Source organism: Flavobacterium petrolei (genome assembly GCF_003314435.2).
GTDB classification, from domain to species: Bacteria; Bacteroidota; Bacteroidia; order Flavobacteriales; family Flavobacteriaceae; genus Flavobacterium; species Flavobacterium petrolei.
Genome location: NZ_QNVY02000002.1, coordinates 238,501 through 254,874, shown reverse-complemented (window position 1 = coordinate 254,874; position 16,374 = coordinate 238,501). Strand labels below are relative to the sequence as shown.

The window sequence follows — 16,374 nt, the reverse complement described above, 5'->3', positions numbered from 1 at the left end:
ATATGATACAATCCTTTCCTCCTTTTGTAAATTTTCAAACCAAAATTTTGATTTTAGGAACTATGCCCGGCATCGCATCACTGGAAAAGCAGGAATATTATGCACACAAAAGAAATCATTTCTGGAAAATAATGTACACATTGCTGGATAATTTACCAATATCTGAAATCTTCGATGAAAAGATACAATTACTCCAAGCAAACAACATTGGGCTTTGGGATGTTTTAGAAAATTGCGAAAGAAAAGGAAGCTTGGACATCCATATCAAAAATCAAAAAGAAAATGATTTTGAAACATTATTCAAAGAATTCTCCGGAATCACTAGAATCATGTTTAACGGAAAGGAAAGTCATAAATACTTTCTGAAGAAATTTGGACAAATAAAAGGCATCACGTATTATGTGATGCCTTCTACTAGTCCTGCAAATACTATGTCATTTGACAACAAGCTAAAAATCTGGTCAACCGGTTTTCAATAAATTATAAATACCTTTCCTGAAAAACCTTTTGATGGTGTTTCTGATGCCCAATCATAATAAAACCGATCGCACGAACCGACACAGCAGCATTTGAAGCAGTTCCAATTCTCTTTAATTGTTCTTCAGATAAACTTTTAAAAAGAAACAAATTCGAATGTCGCACAGCTGAAAATTCAGTTAGCAAATCTTGAATACTTCTATTGGTAGCTTGAGTATTGTTTACATAATCATTTTCATCAAAACCTGGCAAAGGCGTTTGGTCATTTCGGGAAATACGCAAAGCACGATACGCAAAAATACGCTCGGTATCTATGACATGCTGAATAATTTCTTTGATATCCCACTTCCCTTCTGCATATCTATAATCAAATTTATCCATTGGGATATTTTGAACAAAACGGATAAAATCATGTAATGAAATTTCTAATTCTTCTATCAAATTTACTTCTCCCAAAGCGTTTACATAAGGAGCATAAAAAGGAGCATATTCATTTGTTGGCAATTGTGTTGACATCATTTTTTTATCGTTTAAGCGGAGTTTCTACTAGCATTTGTATTTCCAAAAAGAGAACGAGTCACTATTTTTTCATACACTTTTATTAACGCTTCATCTGGTTGCACTTCTTTGTTTAACTCATTAATTCGTAACAAAGCATATTGTTGTATTGTCAACAATGGCAATACAATACGCTCTCTTATTTGTATTGATGCTTTACCATCAGGATAATTTTCCATCAGTTCTTTATGGCCCGCAATTTTCAAAAGTAATCGTTTTGTTTCTAAAAATTCGTCATAAATAATTTGCCAAAAAGCACCAAACTGAGGGTCTTTTTTCATGTAAGCTGTCAGTGGGAAAAATGACTTAGCCAATGACATCATACTATTTTCTAACAAGGTTTTAAAGAACAATGAATTGTCATATAAGTCCTGAACTTTACTCCATTGATTTGTATCCTCAAAATGTTTGAGTGCCGTACCTACACCGAAAAATCCGGGTACATTCTGCTTCAACTGGCTCCAAGAACCCACAAAAGGAATCGCACGTAAATCAGCGAAATCTAAATGTTCTGATTTACTTCTTTTGGATGGTCGGCTTCCAATATTCGTTTTAGCATAATATTTTAGCGTACTCATTTGTTCCAAATAAGGAATAAATTTAGGATGGTTTTTAAAGCTTAAATACTTTTCATAACCAAATCCTGCCAATTGATCCAATATATTTTTCTCATCCAAAGTCAATTCATTTTGTCCTTTACTAAAAACCTGATTGGTTACACCGGCACTTAATAAATTCTCCAAGTTATAACGACAGGAATCTAAAGTTCCAAAATTAGAACTGATCGTTTGTCCCTGTACCGTAACCTGAATTTCATTGTTTTCAATATTTGGCCCTAATGAAGCATAGAATTTATGTGTTTTTCCACCACCACGGGCTGGAGGTCCACCACGACCGTCAAAGAAAATTGCTTTTACACCATATTTTCTGGAAATCGCAGTAAGCTCTTCTTTTGCCTTATAAATACTCCAATTCGCCATTAAATAGCCTCCGTCTTTTGTTCCGTCAGAGAAACCAAGCATGATGGTTTGTTTGTTGTTTCTACTGGCTAAATGTGCCGCATAAGTTGGATTGGTGTACAATTTCTCCATGATTTCATGCGCATTTTGCAAATCATCAACCGATTCGAAAAGCGGAATAATATCAACTGGAGGATTCTCCCAATTACTCAAACGGAATAACGCAAAGGTTTCCATAACATTCAGCGCGCTTTCATTATTACTAATTATATAGCGGTTGGCACCAAATTCACCATTATTTTCCTGAATTGTTTTAATCGCTTGAATGGATTCGATTGTCAAACGAGTCATCTCATTCGGAAAAACAGCCGCATCAAGATTTCCGCTTACATTTGATAAGACCTTTAGCTTATCTTCTTCTTTTAATTCAAAATAATTTTTCGGAAAAACATCAGGATTAGCTTTCAGATAAAATTCAACAACGTCATTAAACACAGCATCATGAATTTTACTATTCTGACGAATATCTAAAGATGCAAAATGAAACCCAAATAAATTTACTTTTATCAGAAGCGCTTCCAATTCATCTAAATATAACGATTGATGTTGATCAATAATAATTTGTTTTATTTTACTTAACTGCGATTTAAATTCGTCAAGAGTAATGAAAATTTCTCCTTTGGAATAAAACACCGACCTATAAAGTTTTTGTTCCAGTTCAGTAACCAAAGTATCAACACCAGAGAAAGTTAGTTTTCTTTTTAAATCCCTCATTTCGATGTAATAACATTTCAAAATAGAAGTTCGCAAGCGTTCCGCTACTTTCAAAGTTATTTCGGTTGTTACAAATGGATTCCCATCACGATCACCACCAGGCCAAAAACCAAGTTTAATCAAAGGATTTTTTATGGAGTTTCCGTTAAAAATATTTTTTTGAAGATAATGCACCATCTCACCGGAAGTATGATAAAATACATTTTCAAGATACCAGATCAAACTTACTGCTTCATCAAAAGGATTTGGTTTTTCGTTTTGAATAAAAGGAGTTTTACCTAATTGAGCCAGTAACTGCTTAATGTTCAGTAAGTCATTTTTACGAATTGCTTCAGTTAAATCATTGATAATTCCAAGCACAGCACCAGGATAAAACTGTGTAGGATGCGCAGTTAAAACCGTTCTAACATTGAAATCTTCCAGAAAATCGACCAATTCGTCTTCTTTGTCTTTTGCATCTGATTTTTCCTTAATATCTCTCAACGATCCTCTTCCCTCCATATTATTAACAACCGGAAAAGCAGCATCTTCAATAGCATCAAACAGAACAATCTGACGTTCGATATATTGAATAAAACGAAACATGATATCAATCTTATCTGATTCTGAAGGATCGTGTAAATACCTTTTTGCAAAAAAATCAACAATCTCCTTAGGAGTTTCTTGTTTTTTGAATCCTGTATCACAAATATCTGTAAATAAAGGCAGTAAAGCTCCTGTATTATCTATGGATTGAAAGGGCAATGTAATAAATACACTATTGTAAATGTTGTATTTAGAGAGAACATCCTGGTTGAAACGTTCAATTTTCGGTAATGTGTACATAGTCTAGTTGTAGTTGGTTTAGTTAATTTTTCATAAAAAAACCCCAAGAATTAACTTGAGGTTATATTTAAATATAGCGCATTCAAGATTAATTACATATTTTTGAAAATAGTATGCATCAACCGCTTCTTATCATTTATACTTTCCTCTAGTGATATCATCGTTTCAGTTCTGTAAACTCCATCAATATCGTCAATCATAAAGATAACATCTTTAGCATGTTTCGTGTCTTTTGCTCTAATTTTACAAAAGATATTAAATTTCCCTGTAGTAACAGAAGCTACCGTTACAAAAGGAATTTCATTGATTCGTTCCAAAACAAATTTTGTTTGTGACGTATTGTTTAGAAAAACACCTACATAAGCGATAAAAGAATATCCCAATTTGTCATAATCAAGCACTAATGAAGATCCCATTATGATACCGGCGTCCTCCATTTTTTTAACTCTGACATGGACAGTTCCTGCAGAAATCAATAATTTTTTTGCAATATCCGTAAATGGAACTCTTGTATTGTCTATCAACATATCTAAAATCTGGTGATCTACTTCATCTAAACGAAATTTACTCATAACTCTTTAATTAATATTATTAATTGCTTTAACAAAGTATAAAAATATACATAAAAACAATAAAAAGACAAAAATATTATATTTTTATCATTCCGTTAACAATTTTTATGTTATTATCTAAATAAAAATCAGCTTTTTGGTTTAATTTAGGAATTGAATCAAAATCATCTTTATAAAGTGCTCCTTCAGCATCGTATTCAAAATGACCAAAATAATTTTCTAAATCGCCTATCTGTGATACATAAGCATTAAAACAAATCTGATTTTCAATTAACTCTTCTTTGTATTGTGCTGCAAAATTGGTGATTATTTCGATACCATCATAATTTATTTTGATGTTTTTATACATTAAATCATAAAAAACGACTTTATTTTGAGGAATATTCAAATATTTGTCAATTCCGTTGCTAACTATATCGTTTTCGCTAAGTATGGTAAAACTTGAAATTAGCGCCATAAAAACATATTTACGCGTCTCCTCTCTTTGATAATCGTTTGCAAAATGACCCGCTTCAAACAATAATGTAGGTACGCCCAGATATTGAAATGTATCACCAATACAGTTTATGTTGAAAGAATCATCAAAACGACCAATTTGATTCGGTAAATACTTCTGAAGCTCTTCATTTATACTCGCAATCAAATTAATAGCCTTTAATCTCGATTCGTTTACTTCTCTTTCTTCATTATAAGAAGGCGCCAAAAATGATAAAGTAGCCGGCTTACCAGTATCGCTTACGCCAAAAATAGTGCGCTGATCATGAAGATTAAAGCAATAATCTGGTTTAAAAGATTCAAAAACTTCTCTTAAAATCTTACTTTCTGGCTGCGTAAGTGCTTGCGAATCGCGATTTAAATCAACTTTATTAGCATTTTCTCTGGTATATAATGTGGCACCGTCAGGATTCAACATTGGAATACTGCAAAAAGTAAAAGTATTTAATAATTGTTGTGCCAATTGCGAACCGCTTTGCAACACATTCAAAAAATCAAATAGTGCCTTTGTAGTCGTACTTTCATTACCATGCATTTGTGACCAAAGGAAAATTTTAGTTTTACCTTCTCCAATTTCATACGAATAAATCGACTTTCCTAAAACTGATTTTCCAATAATTTGAAGTTGATTATTGGTGTTTAATTTTTGTAATAACGGTTCAATAGAATCTAAAGTAATGTAACGACCGTGAATAGTTTCTTGTTTATATTGACTGAATAATTGTTCTAAATCCATGCTGTTTTATTTGATTTACAAAAGTAAACATCTTTATATTTACATTTGTAAACAAATTATATTTCAACTATTTCAATCCTGTAAACACATCTTTGCCTTTTAAGTGAGTCCTTTTACTACTTGCGGTTAACAAATGTTATCTAACAATTAATTAGTATGTAATTATCATATTATCAATTATTTATAATTAATCACATTATGCTAAACTTTATGTTAATTAGTATAATAAATGTTATTTACACTTGTAATATTGGTTATTTGATAACTTTTGATTACATTTGTAAATAGTTAATTTATATCAATAATTTACAATGGTAAACATCGAGGATTTTATAAAAAGATTAGAAATCATACTGGATTACTACAGCTTGAATGCTTCTTCTTTTGCGGATAAAATTGGTGTACAGCGCTCCAGTTTGTCTCACCTACTCTCAGGAAGAAACAAACCTAGCTTGGATTTTATTCTTAAAATATTAGAGGTTTTTCCTGATGTAGATTTGTATTGGATATTGAACGGAAAAGGAACTTTTCCTAAAAACTCGGAGCAGTTTGATAAAACAGTAAACAACGTTGAGCAAGTTGTAAAACAAAATATTCCTGCTCCAGCTTCTGCTGATATAATTCCTGAGAATCTATTTTCCGAAATAAAAATTCCAAATCCGATTCCTGCATTGGAAACAAAAAAAATAGAAAATAAAAATAGCCCTAAAGAATCCGATTCAACTGAAATAGATAAAATCGTAATTTTTTATAAAAATGGAACTTTTAAAAGTTATGTTCCCGATTAAAAAAAGAACCCCAATTCGGAATTTCGAATTGGGGTTCTCATACATTATTTTGCTATAACAATTATTTTTACAATAAACTGAATTTATTGTTTACACTATTATTTATTCAAATGAATATCCGTTTTCCGGAATTTTACCTTTTGCACCTTTATAGTGTTTCTTCAAAACTGCCATATCACTTTCGAGATCGCCAGTTGGTAAAACTGGATTTCCTAAGTTCACTTCTTTTCTTCCAAAATCAAACGTTACAGGAATTATAGGAACATTTGCTTTTAAAGCGATATAATAAAATCCTGTTTTTAGTTCGGTAACTTTTTCACGGGTTCCTTCTGGAGCAACAGCCAAACGAAAAATTTCTTTCCTTTGAAAAATAGCCGCGATAGAATCCACTTTATTCAAACCGCCAGAACGGTCCAGTGGTTCGCCGCCCATATATCTAAAATAAAATCCGAAAGGAAAACGAAACAATTCCTTTTTACCCACCCAATTCATTTCTAATCCGGTAATGCCTCTGGTGAAAATACCCAAATAAAAATCATGCGCACTCGTATGCGGCATCACCATCATGACACATTTTTTAATATTTGCGTCAATTCCTCCCACTATTTTCCATCCCATGAGCCTGAAAAATATCCATTTGTAAAATTGTTTCTTCATTCTTTCTTATTTCACACAAAATAAATAATTTAAATCTTATTTTTGAGTAAAACTGCCAATAATGATTAAAAAAATATTCAGTTATCTCATTCCAATAAAAATTTATGAAACAAAATCTTCATTGAGCAAATCGATTGAAGTCACTTGGGCAAATGGTGAATTAGTTTTAGACTCGGAAAATGCCAATTATTCGTATGGAAGTTTACAACGTATTTTAAGATTGGGGTTAAAAAATATTGGCTTCGAAAAGATAGTTCCCATGAAACATATTCTTGTTTTGGGAGTTGCAGGCGGAAGTGTGATTAAGACCTTGGTGGACGAAATAAAATATAAAGGAAAAATTACCGGAGTTGAAATTGACCCCGAAATAATTAAAATAGCCAATACCTATTTTAAATTAAACGAAATTGAAAATCTTGAAATTGTAATTGATGATGCTTTCGAATTTGTTCTAAAAACCAAAACCAAATACGATTTAATTATTATTGATATTTTTCAAGATACAACAATGCCTAATTTCTTGTTTGAAACTTTTTTTATCAATAGAGTTTGCTCTCTTTTAAAAGGTCATGGTTTTATACTTTTCAATACCATGTTATTAAATGAAAGCCAAAATTTAAGAAATAAAAAATACGTTTCCGAGTTTTACAAAGATAAATTTCAGATTAAGACCATTCCCAGACTTGAAGTTCATAACGAACTAATTCTAATTGAGAAACTGAGTTAAATCATTAATTTTTTTTGTCAAAATTCACAATGGAATTCTGGTCAAGCAACACAATTATTTTGTAACCTTACATAGCGTTATTTAACACTTTGCTGGAATGAAAAAAATTTTAAAAAAACTACTTCTGGGAAAAACGTCAAAGGGCGTGCAACCTAAATTTAATCCTATCCAAAAACGGATTCAGAATATTCAATCCATTTGGAATAACGATCATCAGGAAGACAATGGCATTGAAAAAATTGTCCGTTTAATATTGGCTTCGTCCCAATTACTTTTTCCAGGGATTTACATTAAATATTGGGCCAGCAAGAAGGGAGTTGAATACCAAGATTTAGCTTTAGACTTTTATGTTTTATTAAAAGTAATTTTTCCAATAGTGATTTTAGTAAATCATTGGCAAAGCCATCAGTGGATTATTTGGATTCTTGTTTATGTTTTTTTGGAAACTGTTTTTTATATTCCAACACTGATTTTTGCTTCTGATTTATTTTCAAAACCACGCTCATACAAGAGATCCATGTTGTTGCTTTTCTTTAACTATTTAGAGATTGCATTTGCGTACGCAGTCTTTTATTCTGTTGGAAATTATATGAACAAACCGTTTTTCCATTGGTTTGATTCTATTTATTTCAGTATTGTAACTTCCTCTTCCATCGGCTACGGCGACTACCATCCCATTACACCAATAGGGAAATTTCTAGTTACTACACAAGCCTTACTGTTTCTATTTTTCATTGTGCTTTTTTTGAATTTCTTCTCCACCAAAGTAAAAACAAAAGGTTATTTCGATCATGAAAATCTGGAGTAACTACAGCATTTTTCTCGCTTTTTCTAAATCCTCGGGAGTATCAATTCCGATTCCGACATGTTTCGTTTCCACCATTTTAATTCTTTTTCCAAATTCCAGATAACGCAATTGTTCTAGTTTTTCGGATGCTTCCAAAGATTGCATTGGTAAACTGTAAAAATCCAATAAAGCTTGTTTTCTAAAAGCATAAATCCCGATGTGTTGCATGTAGCGAACACCCACATTTTTCTCTCTTGGATATGGAATTACCGAACGTGAAAAGTATAATGCGAATCCATTTTGATCCACCACTACTTTTACATTGTTCGGATTATTGATGTCGTCTTCATTAGTGATTTCGCGCATTAAAGAAGCTAAATCTACTTTTTTATCCAAATCATTTCTAAAAACTTCAATCACTTTTGCCAAAGGTTCCGCATCGATAAATGGTTCGTCTCCTTGCACATTAATCACAATATCAACGTCCAGATTTTCGACTGCTTCCGCAATTCGATCACTTCCTGATTCGTGTTCTTTAATACTCTTGATGGCTTTTCCACCGTGAGAAAGGATTTCGTCATAAATTAAATCCGAATCTGTTACCACAAAAACATCATCAAACAATTGCGTGTTTATGGCTGCTTCATAGGTTCTTAAAATGACCGTTTTGCCTCCCAAATCCTGCATTAGTTTTGCGGGAAATCGTGTCGAAGCGTAACGTGCGGGAATGACTGCTATTATTTTCATTTTATATGGAATTGCTAAAGCGCTAAGTTAGTATGTTTTTAGGATTTACAAAATTGTTCTCAATCCTTAAATTTGCTTCGTGATATTCCAAAAACTAATTTTTCGCCTGGTTGAAAAACCTAATTTCTCGTACAATTGTATTGCACCTTTATTGTCTTCAATCACATGTAAATAAGGAATCTTATTTTGCTTGAAAATTTCATTTACGGTATGGATCACTAATTGTTTGGCGTATCCTTTTCCGGTATGATTGGGATGTGCGACTACTGCGCTTACTTCAATAAAGTCATTCATTTGCATGCGCTCACCAGTCACGCTAACAAGTTCTTCATTTTTGAAAATGCCATAATAATTACCTAATAAAGCGGTTTTCTTTTTAAAATATCCTGGTTGCACCAAATTCACCAACTCATATAAAGCATCAATATGTTCGTCAGTCAGTTTTACAATTGGGTCATTAATGGCAATATCGATTCGATTGTAAACAATCATTTGAAGACAAACCAATTCTTTATTTACCTTCAATAGATTTGAAAGTTCCGGCTTTTCTCCAACAATAAAAAAACTATCAACCATCTCAGAATATTCATCAATAGACTTTGCAATCGCATTTCCCTTTTCAAAACCGCCAAACGGACAATAATCCGAATGATAGAATTTTACACTGCCATAATCTACCGCAAAACTTTGATCCGTTTCTGATAACGAAAACCAAACCGGATTATCTAATTTTTTATCGTCTCGTGTTTTCACAATAATTGGTTTTGATGTTAGTGATAATGATTTACTTTGTTGTCACGAGCGAGACGCTGGCGCTAGTTGGGGAGAAATGACTTCGTCATAAATTAAATCTGAATCTGTTACCACAAAAACATCATCAAACAATTGCGAGTTTATGGCTGCTTCATAAGTTCTTAAAATGACGGTTTTACCACACAAATCCTGCATTAGTTTTGCGGGAAATCGTGTCGAGGCTTAACTTGTGGAAATGACTGCTATTATTTTCATTTATATCTTTTTAATTTGCCACGAAGACGTTAAGTAGCAAAGTTTTAGTTTTTAATTGCTGGTTCGAGGGACTCGTTAGTATCTAACAAAATATATCTTTTATCGATTTATTATAATTGCGATTTGCTATAGTTGTACTTATTAAATTTGACCGTGATTAATAAATTGACCCTCTTTATCTATCAAGAAATTCCTTTTTCCTTCACCTATTTCATTAATGATTGTCTCTCTATTATTAATATTACCTATCAATTCATTAACATAAAGTTTTAAAAATTCTCCTGGTGAGGAAATCCTTTTTGCTTCTTCAATTAAGCAAATATCTTCAGGAATTATTGAAGTGATATAATAATTCCCATCAGATTTAATATTTGATTGATAAACTGGTCTCTCTTTCAAATTAATATTGATCTAATTCAAATGAGCTAGAATTTCCCTTAACTGAAAGGAACTTAGTGGTCCTTCAATTTTATCAATAAATTCTTTGAACATTATATAACTAAAGGAAGAATCATTTAATACAACAATAATACTAAATTCATTTAATTGTAATAAAACTGATTTAGCTGTTTCACTATCAACGTAATCAAAATTTTCTCTATTTCCAATTTTTAATGCTGGAAGAATTAAAACTGTACCATAAACATTTTCGTCTATTTTAGCTTTTGTGTAATGACTTCTTGCAATACAGTGAATATGATGCATATCTTGCCAATAATAATTATCAGCAATAAACCCTGATTTTTTACTTTTATCTCTTTCTAGTAAAAATGAATTATCTTTCAGATGAGTTTTTAGATATATAAGAGCTGCCCATCTAAATAAAAGTTTAAATAAACTTGGATTTTTTTTTAGTTCATCACAGATATCATTATAAGACTTATTTAGTAATTTACTAATTGGAAGCTCGTACGTTTTACCTAATTCAGTATTACATTCTTGACAACATGAAACTTTATAATGTCCATAATTTATTTTTGTACCATTTGGTAGGGTAATTTTTTGAGAGTGTAGTTTGTATTTTTTTAGAATCCAATCAGGAATTATATGCTCATCATTGAATTTTTTTAAATTTGGATTTGCTCCACAAATGAAACAATATTTATTTTCAATAATATTTTTGATAAAGTCTTGCAAACCAAAGAATAGAATTTCTCCTTTAGAATTTATTATTGATCTACTAATATTTTTGTTCATTATGTTTTAATTATTGACAAAAAATTGAATTGACTTTCCAAATAATATTTCTAAAATTATCTGTTGATATACCAAATATAAGATTTATTCCACAAAACCTTCCTACATAATCTTCACCGAAGTCATACTCAACGAACCCGCCAATAACTTGTCATTAAACAAACTCAGTTCTTCGGATTTTCCTTTTAATCCCAAAGTATAAATTAAAGGTAAATAGTGTTCTGGCGTAGGAATAGCTAATTGAAACGCCTTGCTTTGTTTCTCAAAATCAATCAACGGCTGGAAATTTCCATCCAATAAATAGTTGTTCACCGATTCTCTTGCTTCAATTGCCCAATCGTAACCATAATTGTCTTTTTTGAAATTATGAAAATCGACCAATCTCAAATTATGCACAATATTTCCGCTGCCTACAATCAAGATTCCTTTGGTACGCAACGCACTTAATTTTTGAGCCAAGTCAAAATGGTATTGCCCAGATTTTGTATAATCAATACTCAACTGAATCACAGGAACATTCGCTTCGGGATATAAATGTTTAATAACACTCCAAGCACCATGATCCAAACCCCAATGTTCGTCCAGCTCTACTTCTACTGGCGATAATAAATGTTTGGTATCTACTGCTAATTCCGGACTTCCTTTTGCGGGATATTGTACATCGAACAGTGCTTGTGGAAAACCTCCAAAATCGTGAATCGTTCGGGGCATTTCCATTGCGGTAACTTTGGTACCTTTGGTATACCAATGCGCCGAAATACATAAAATGGCATTTGGTTGCGGTAACGTTTTAGCCAAATTTCGAAAACCCGTCACAAACTGATTATCTTCAATTGCGTTCATCGGGCTTCCGTGTCCCAAAAACAAAACCGGCATTTTTTCGGTATTCGAAAAAGAGCCAGATATTTTATGTAAGTCGTTTAATGTGTTCATGTGAATAAAATTTATTTATTCTAGTTATCAGCTCGTTCTATTAAATCCCAAAGATTGCCGTAAATATCAGCAAAAACAGCTACTTTGCCATACGCTTCCAAAATAGGTTCTCTGATAATTTCTACTTTATTATCCAATAAATTTTGATAATCTCTTTCAAAATCATCAGTGTTCAAAAATAGAAAAACGCGTCCACCCGTTTGATTTCCCACTTTTTCTGACTGTTCATTAGTTGCTGCTTTTGCCAGAAGTAAACTGAATCCAATGGCACCTTTTGGTGCAACCAAAACCCATCGCTTTGTATCAGTTAAAATGGTATCTTCAATTAAATCAAAATGTAATTTTTGAGTATAAAAAGCTATCGCATCATCATAATCAGCAACAACCAAAGCAATATGTGCTATTCTTTGTTTCATTATTTATAAATTTACTCTACAAAATTCTCATCCTTAAAACCTATCAAATATAATTTATTTTTGGCTCGGGTCATAGCCGTGTACAACCAGCGAATATAATCTCTATTGATGCCGTCCGGCAAATACGGTTGTTCTATAAAAACAGTATTCCACTGACCGCCTTGTGATTTATGGCACGTAATTGCATACGAGAATTTCACTTGCAAACCATTGAAATATTCGTTGGCTTTTACTTTTTGAAATTGTTTGAATTTGGTTTCGCCTTCGTAATCTTTCAACACTTCCTGATACAATCGGTTGGATTCTTCATAGGTCAACGATGGTGATTCACTTTTTATGGTGTCCATTAATAATACCGTTTCAAATGGAATCTGATTGGGGTAATCAATCATTCGAATTTTTACTTTGGCAAACTTAAAACCATATAATTCTTTGATATTGAAAATTTCTAATATTTCGATAATATCACCATTAGCAATAAAACCAGCTTCATCCGAATCTTTTAACCAAAAATAATTGTTCTTCACCACCATCAAAAAATCCCCTGTGGAAAGTTCGCTTTCTTTATCCAGAATTTTGGTCCGGATTTGCTCATTATATTGATTCGCTCTTTTATTCGAACGAACAATAAAAGCGGTGTCTTCTATACTATAATTACTGTAGGCGGAATTTATGGCATCCTGAATATCATATCCATCGGTCAACCGAACTATATCTTTGAATTTCTTGACATCAAATTTGAATTCATCGATAAAGGAATCTTTCAATAATTCCCGAAGTTCAGTTGCGTTATGCAAAATCCCGGAATTTTCTTCCTGACGCATGACTTCATCCAACTCAATATGTTCTACTTCCTTATCATAATTCATCCCCAAAGTGCGAATGTCAAGTGCGGGACTGATATCTAAATTCACCGGAGGCAACTGAGCGGTATCTCCCAATAAAATCATTTTACAATTGGTTCCAGAATATACATACGAAATCAAATCATCCAATAAAGAACCGTTTTCATACAACTTAGAATCAGAATTAGTATCGGAAATCATCGAAGCTTCATCGACTATAAAAATCGTGTTCTTGTGTTTGTTTTGTTGCAACGTAAACGAAACGCCTCCACCGGAAGATTTCTTTGGAAAGTATATTTTTTTATGAATTGTAAAAGCCGGTTTGTTCGAATAATTGGCAATTACTTTAGCCGCACGACCCGTTGGCGCCAACAAGACATATTTTTTATTAATGTCTAATAAACTATTTACAATAGTAGATATCACAGTTGTTTTTCCAGTTCCCGCATATCCTTTTAAAACAAAAATGGTTCTATTATCAGTTTCGGTTAAAAAAATAGCGATTTTTTGAAAAAAAATATCCTGTTTATAGGTGGGTTGAAAAGGGAATTTTTTTTGTAAAAGACTATAAAACAGGGAGGAATTCATTTAGCGAAATTTTAATACAAAGTAAGTGAAAATATCAATTGCAATGGCAAAATTCAATTTCAATAGCAAAGTCTAATGAAAATAAAAATGCTACACCACAATTAGAAATACAAAGCAAAAAAGAATCCCTTTGCCATTTATGAGAAAGTCTATAATTTAAATTGGGTTAATAAATCTTCTGTAAATTGAACTTTGCTATTGTCATTGCAATTGAGTTTTGTAATTGATTTTTGCCATTGCAATTGAATTTTGATAATGAAATTGATTTTTAAATTTGTAAGTTTGCGTTGTTGAAAAAATCAATAGTATGATAAACATAGCCGAAAAAAAATATAAAAAACTTTCCATTCAAGTTTCCTTGACAGGACTTTCTTTTTGTTGTTTTGATACGCTAAATAATACGGTAACTTCATTTAACGAAGTTCATTTTGATACCTTTCATAAAGCTACAAAAATTGAAGATTTGTTTGCCGATGCTTTTAGAGATCATCCGGAATTGAAGGATTCGTATGATGAAATTCTGGTAATTCACAATAATAATCTATCAACGTTTGTTCCTGAACCGTTATTTGATGAGAACTTTTTAGGCAGTTATCTGCAATACAACACAAAAGTTTTTGAAACTGATTTTTTCGCTTTTGATGAAATTCCAAACTATCAAATGAATACGGTTTATATTCCGTATGTGAATATCAATAACTTTTTCATTGACCAATTTGGAGCTTTCGATTACAAACATGCAAATAGCATTTTGGTTTCGAAACTTTTAGTTGCTTCCAAAAATAATGATGATAAAAAAATGTTTGTACATATTAATACAGGTCATTTTGAAGTCATTGTGGTTCAGAACCAAAATTTATTACTTTTCAATTCTTTCGATTACAATACACCAGAAGATTTCTTATATTATATTTTATTCACGGCAGAGCAATTGAACTTAAATCCCGAAAACTTCGCATTGGAATTAATCGGAAATATTAATACCGAAAGTGATTATTTCAAAATCGCTTACAAATACATTCGCAACGTTTCCCTTATTGATGTGGAAGATTTGCGATGGAACAATTATTTTTCTAAGGCCGAAAACAGAAATCATTTTATACTTTTCAACTCATGAGAATCATTTCAGGAAAATACAAAGGAAGACGCATTTTTCCGCCAAAAGGTTTACCCGTTCGTCCTACTACCGATATGTCTAAAGAAGCATTATTCAATGTTTTGAACAACCATTTCAGTTTTGAAGGACTTAAAATATTAGATTTATTCGCAGGAACAGGAAATATCAGTTACGAGTTTGCTTCTCGCGGAAGCACGCCAATCACATCTGTTGATGGTGATTTTGGTTGTGTAAAATTCATCAAACAAGTGGCAGCCGAATATGATTTTAATATTGCAGCTACAAAAAGTGATGTATTCATGTATTTAGAAAGATGTAAAACATCTTACGATATTATTTTTGCAGATCCACCGTATGCTTTGGACCAAAAAACTTTTGAGAAAATTATCTTATTAGTTTTCGAAAAAGAATTGCTTAATGAAGACGGAATGATGGTAATTGAACATTCGAAATATACCAAACTGGATCACATGACGCATTTTTCGTTCCAGAAAAGTTACGGAGGTTCCATTTTTAGTTTCTTCGAAATTGGTTCTGGTGATTCAGAAGATGCTGAAAACGAATCAGAACAAAACGAAGGTGAAGAAGAATAGTCTTGATAATATAAAACAGAAAAGCTCTTGTAATTCCAAGAGCTTTTTTGTTTTTAGCAATCATTTAAAGTAACTTTTTTCCAATTACCAAAAGTAAAGTTTAAAACGGGAACTAATTTGCTGTCATTTTTGTCAAAATTATAACCAACACCCATATTCAAATCAAGGTTAAAATTCCGTTTGTGCGTTACTTGAAAACCTTAAACTGGGGCTACAGTAATCGATGCATAAACCTGAACTTAATTCTGAGTAAAGTATATTTTATAACTTTGTCGCAGTTTGTAAACAAATCCTAAAAGTATTTAATTCATTTTAAATTGACTTTTTGATATAGCTGGTTTTTCTTTTGCACTAGCGTTTGAAGTTATGAAATAGAATACATTAAGTAAGAAAAACTATTTTACATTCTTAAAACTGATACTTTCACAGATTCTAGTTTATTTAGTTTGTCGAAATGTAATTCGATTTTTATCGGGAACCAATATCATAATTTAAATTCTGATTTGTAAGAATTTGATCTTTTTTTTATATAATTATTACTTTTTTGCATAAAAAAAGCAGGTCAATTGACCTGC

The 16,374-nt window shown here is 31.8% G+C and carries 18 protein-coding genes and 1 pseudogene; 6 read left to right on the top strand and 13 right to left on the bottom strand.

Going from position 1 to position 16,374, the window contains the following annotated elements; all coding sequences use genetic code 11:
• Nucleotides 1-2 precede the first annotated feature (2 nt).
• Complete coding sequence (locus DR871_RS07640) at nt 3-479, top strand: DNA-deoxyinosine glycosylase (protein ID WP_113665827.1); 477 nt, start codon at nt 3-5, stop codon at nt 477-479.
• A gap of 1 nt (nt 480) precedes the next feature.
• Here the strand turns inward: DR871_RS07640 and DR871_RS07635 are convergent, their stop codons facing one another.
• The 4 genes from DR871_RS07635 to DR871_RS07620 all read right to left on the bottom strand — a co-directional run bounded on the left by DR871_RS07635 (nt 481) and on the right by DR871_RS07620 (nt 5,396).
• Nucleotides 481-996, bottom strand: coding sequence for a DinB family protein (locus DR871_RS07635; RefSeq protein WP_113665828.1), 516 nt, complete (start codon nt 994-996; stop codon nt 481-483).
• Nucleotides 997-1,007: 11 nt separating this feature from the next.
• Nucleotides 1,008-3,593 (bottom strand): phosphoenolpyruvate carboxylase, encoded by a 2,586-nt coding sequence (locus DR871_RS07630; protein WP_113665829.1) that lies wholly within the window; start codon nt 3,591-3,593, stop codon nt 1,008-1,010.
• A gap of 92 nt (nt 3,594-3,685) precedes the next feature.
• Nucleotides 3,686-4,165, bottom strand: coding sequence for an Lrp/AsnC family transcriptional regulator (locus tag DR871_RS07625; protein WP_072943262.1), 480 nt, complete (start codon nt 4,163-4,165; stop codon nt 3,686-3,688).
• A gap of 76 nt (nt 4,166-4,241) precedes the next feature.
• The gene (locus DR871_RS07620; protein ID WP_113665830.1) at nt 4,242-5,396 is read right to left on the bottom strand and encodes a M14 family metallopeptidase; all 1,155 of its coding nucleotides are present in this window, start codon (nt 5,394-5,396) and stop codon (nt 4,242-4,244) included.
• Nucleotides 5,397-5,707: 311 nt separating this feature from the next.
• Here DR871_RS07620 and DR871_RS07615 point away from each other — a divergent pair, with 311 nt between their 5' ends.
• Nucleotides 5,708-6,184, top strand: coding sequence for a helix-turn-helix domain-containing protein (locus tag DR871_RS07615; RefSeq protein WP_113665831.1), 477 nt, complete (start codon nt 5,708-5,710; stop codon nt 6,182-6,184).
• Nucleotides 6,185-6,286: 102 nt separating this feature from the next.
• On the opposite strand, the gene DR871_RS07610 is transcribed toward DR871_RS07615, so the two are convergent.
• Nucleotides 6,287-6,841 carry a 1-acyl-sn-glycerol-3-phosphate acyltransferase gene (locus tag DR871_RS07610; RefSeq protein ID WP_113665832.1) on the bottom strand — a complete coding sequence of 185 codons (555 nt, stop codon included), beginning with the start codon at nt 6,839-6,841 and terminating at the stop codon, nt 6,287-6,289.
• A gap of 61 nt (nt 6,842-6,902) precedes the next feature.
• Between DR871_RS07610 and DR871_RS07605 the strand changes: the two genes are divergently transcribed.
• Both DR871_RS07605 and DR871_RS07600 read left to right on the top strand, forming a co-directional pair.
• On the top strand, nt 6,903-7,568 hold the full coding sequence (locus DR871_RS07605; RefSeq protein WP_113665833.1) for a spermidine synthase: 666 nt from the start codon (nt 6,903-6,905) through the stop codon (nt 7,566-7,568).
• Nucleotides 7,569-7,665: 97 nt separating this feature from the next.
• Nucleotides 7,666-8,376: a potassium channel family protein gene (locus DR871_RS07600; RefSeq protein ID WP_113665834.1), complete on the top strand. Its 711-nt coding sequence runs from the start codon at nt 7,666-7,668 to the stop codon at nt 8,374-8,376.
• Here the strand turns inward: DR871_RS07600 and kdsB are convergent, their stop codons facing one another.
• The 8 genes and pseudogenes from kdsB to DR871_RS07560 form a co-directional block, all read right to left on the bottom strand.
• On the bottom strand, nt 8,377-9,102 hold the full coding sequence (kdsB, locus tag DR871_RS07595; RefSeq protein WP_113665835.1) for a 3-deoxy-manno-octulosonate cytidylyltransferase: 726 nt from the start codon (nt 9,100-9,102) through the stop codon (nt 8,377-8,379).
• A 66-nt stretch (nt 9,103-9,168) separates the two neighbouring features.
• The gene (locus tag DR871_RS07590; RefSeq protein ID WP_113665836.1) at nt 9,169-9,855 is read right to left on the bottom strand and encodes a GNAT family N-acetyltransferase; all 687 of its coding nucleotides are present in this window, start codon (nt 9,853-9,855) and stop codon (nt 9,169-9,171) included.
• Nucleotides 9,856-9,927: 72 nt separating this feature from the next.
• Nucleotides 9,928-10,110, bottom strand: a pseudogene (locus DR871_RS07585) (cytidylyltransferase domain-containing protein); the annotation flags it as partial.
• Between the two features lie 141 nt (nt 10,111-10,251).
• Nucleotides 10,252-10,509, bottom strand: a complete 258-nt coding sequence (locus tag DR871_RS07580) for a hypothetical protein (RefSeq protein WP_113665837.1) — start codon at nt 10,507-10,509, stop codon at nt 10,252-10,254.
• 12 nt (nt 10,510-10,521) lie between these two features.
• On the bottom strand, nt 10,522-11,307 hold the full coding sequence (locus DR871_RS07575; protein WP_113665838.1) for a hypothetical protein: 786 nt from the start codon (nt 11,305-11,307) through the stop codon (nt 10,522-10,524).
• Between the two features lie 102 nt (nt 11,308-11,409).
• Nucleotides 11,410-12,240, bottom strand: coding sequence for a 4,5-DOPA-extradiol-dioxygenase (ygiD, locus tag DR871_RS07570; protein ID WP_113665839.1), 831 nt, complete (start codon nt 12,238-12,240; stop codon nt 11,410-11,412).
• Nucleotides 12,241-12,260: 20 nt separating this feature from the next.
• A complete protein-coding gene (locus DR871_RS07565; RefSeq protein WP_113665840.1) occupies nt 12,261-12,656 on the bottom strand; it encodes a VOC family protein in 396 nt (131 codons plus the stop codon).
• Between the two features lie 11 nt (nt 12,657-12,667).
• Nucleotides 12,668-14,089: an ATP-dependent DNA helicase gene (locus DR871_RS07560; protein WP_113665841.1), complete on the bottom strand. Its 1,422-nt coding sequence runs from the start codon at nt 14,087-14,089 to the stop codon at nt 12,668-12,670.
• Between the two features lie 307 nt (nt 14,090-14,396).
• Between DR871_RS07560 and DR871_RS07555 the strand changes: the two genes are divergently transcribed.
• Both DR871_RS07555 and DR871_RS07550 read left to right on the top strand, forming a co-directional pair.
• The gene (locus DR871_RS07555; protein ID WP_113665842.1) at nt 14,397-15,206 is read left to right on the top strand and encodes a DUF3822 family protein; all 810 of its coding nucleotides are present in this window, start codon (nt 14,397-14,399) and stop codon (nt 15,204-15,206) included.
• Entirely contained in the window at nt 15,203-15,799 is a 597-nt protein-coding gene (locus DR871_RS07550) for an RsmD family RNA methyltransferase (RefSeq protein ID WP_113665843.1), read from the top strand. Before DR871_RS07555 ends, DR871_RS07550 begins: the two co-directional genes overlap by 4 nt.
• The last annotated feature ends 575 nt before the right edge of the window (nt 15,800-16,374 follow it).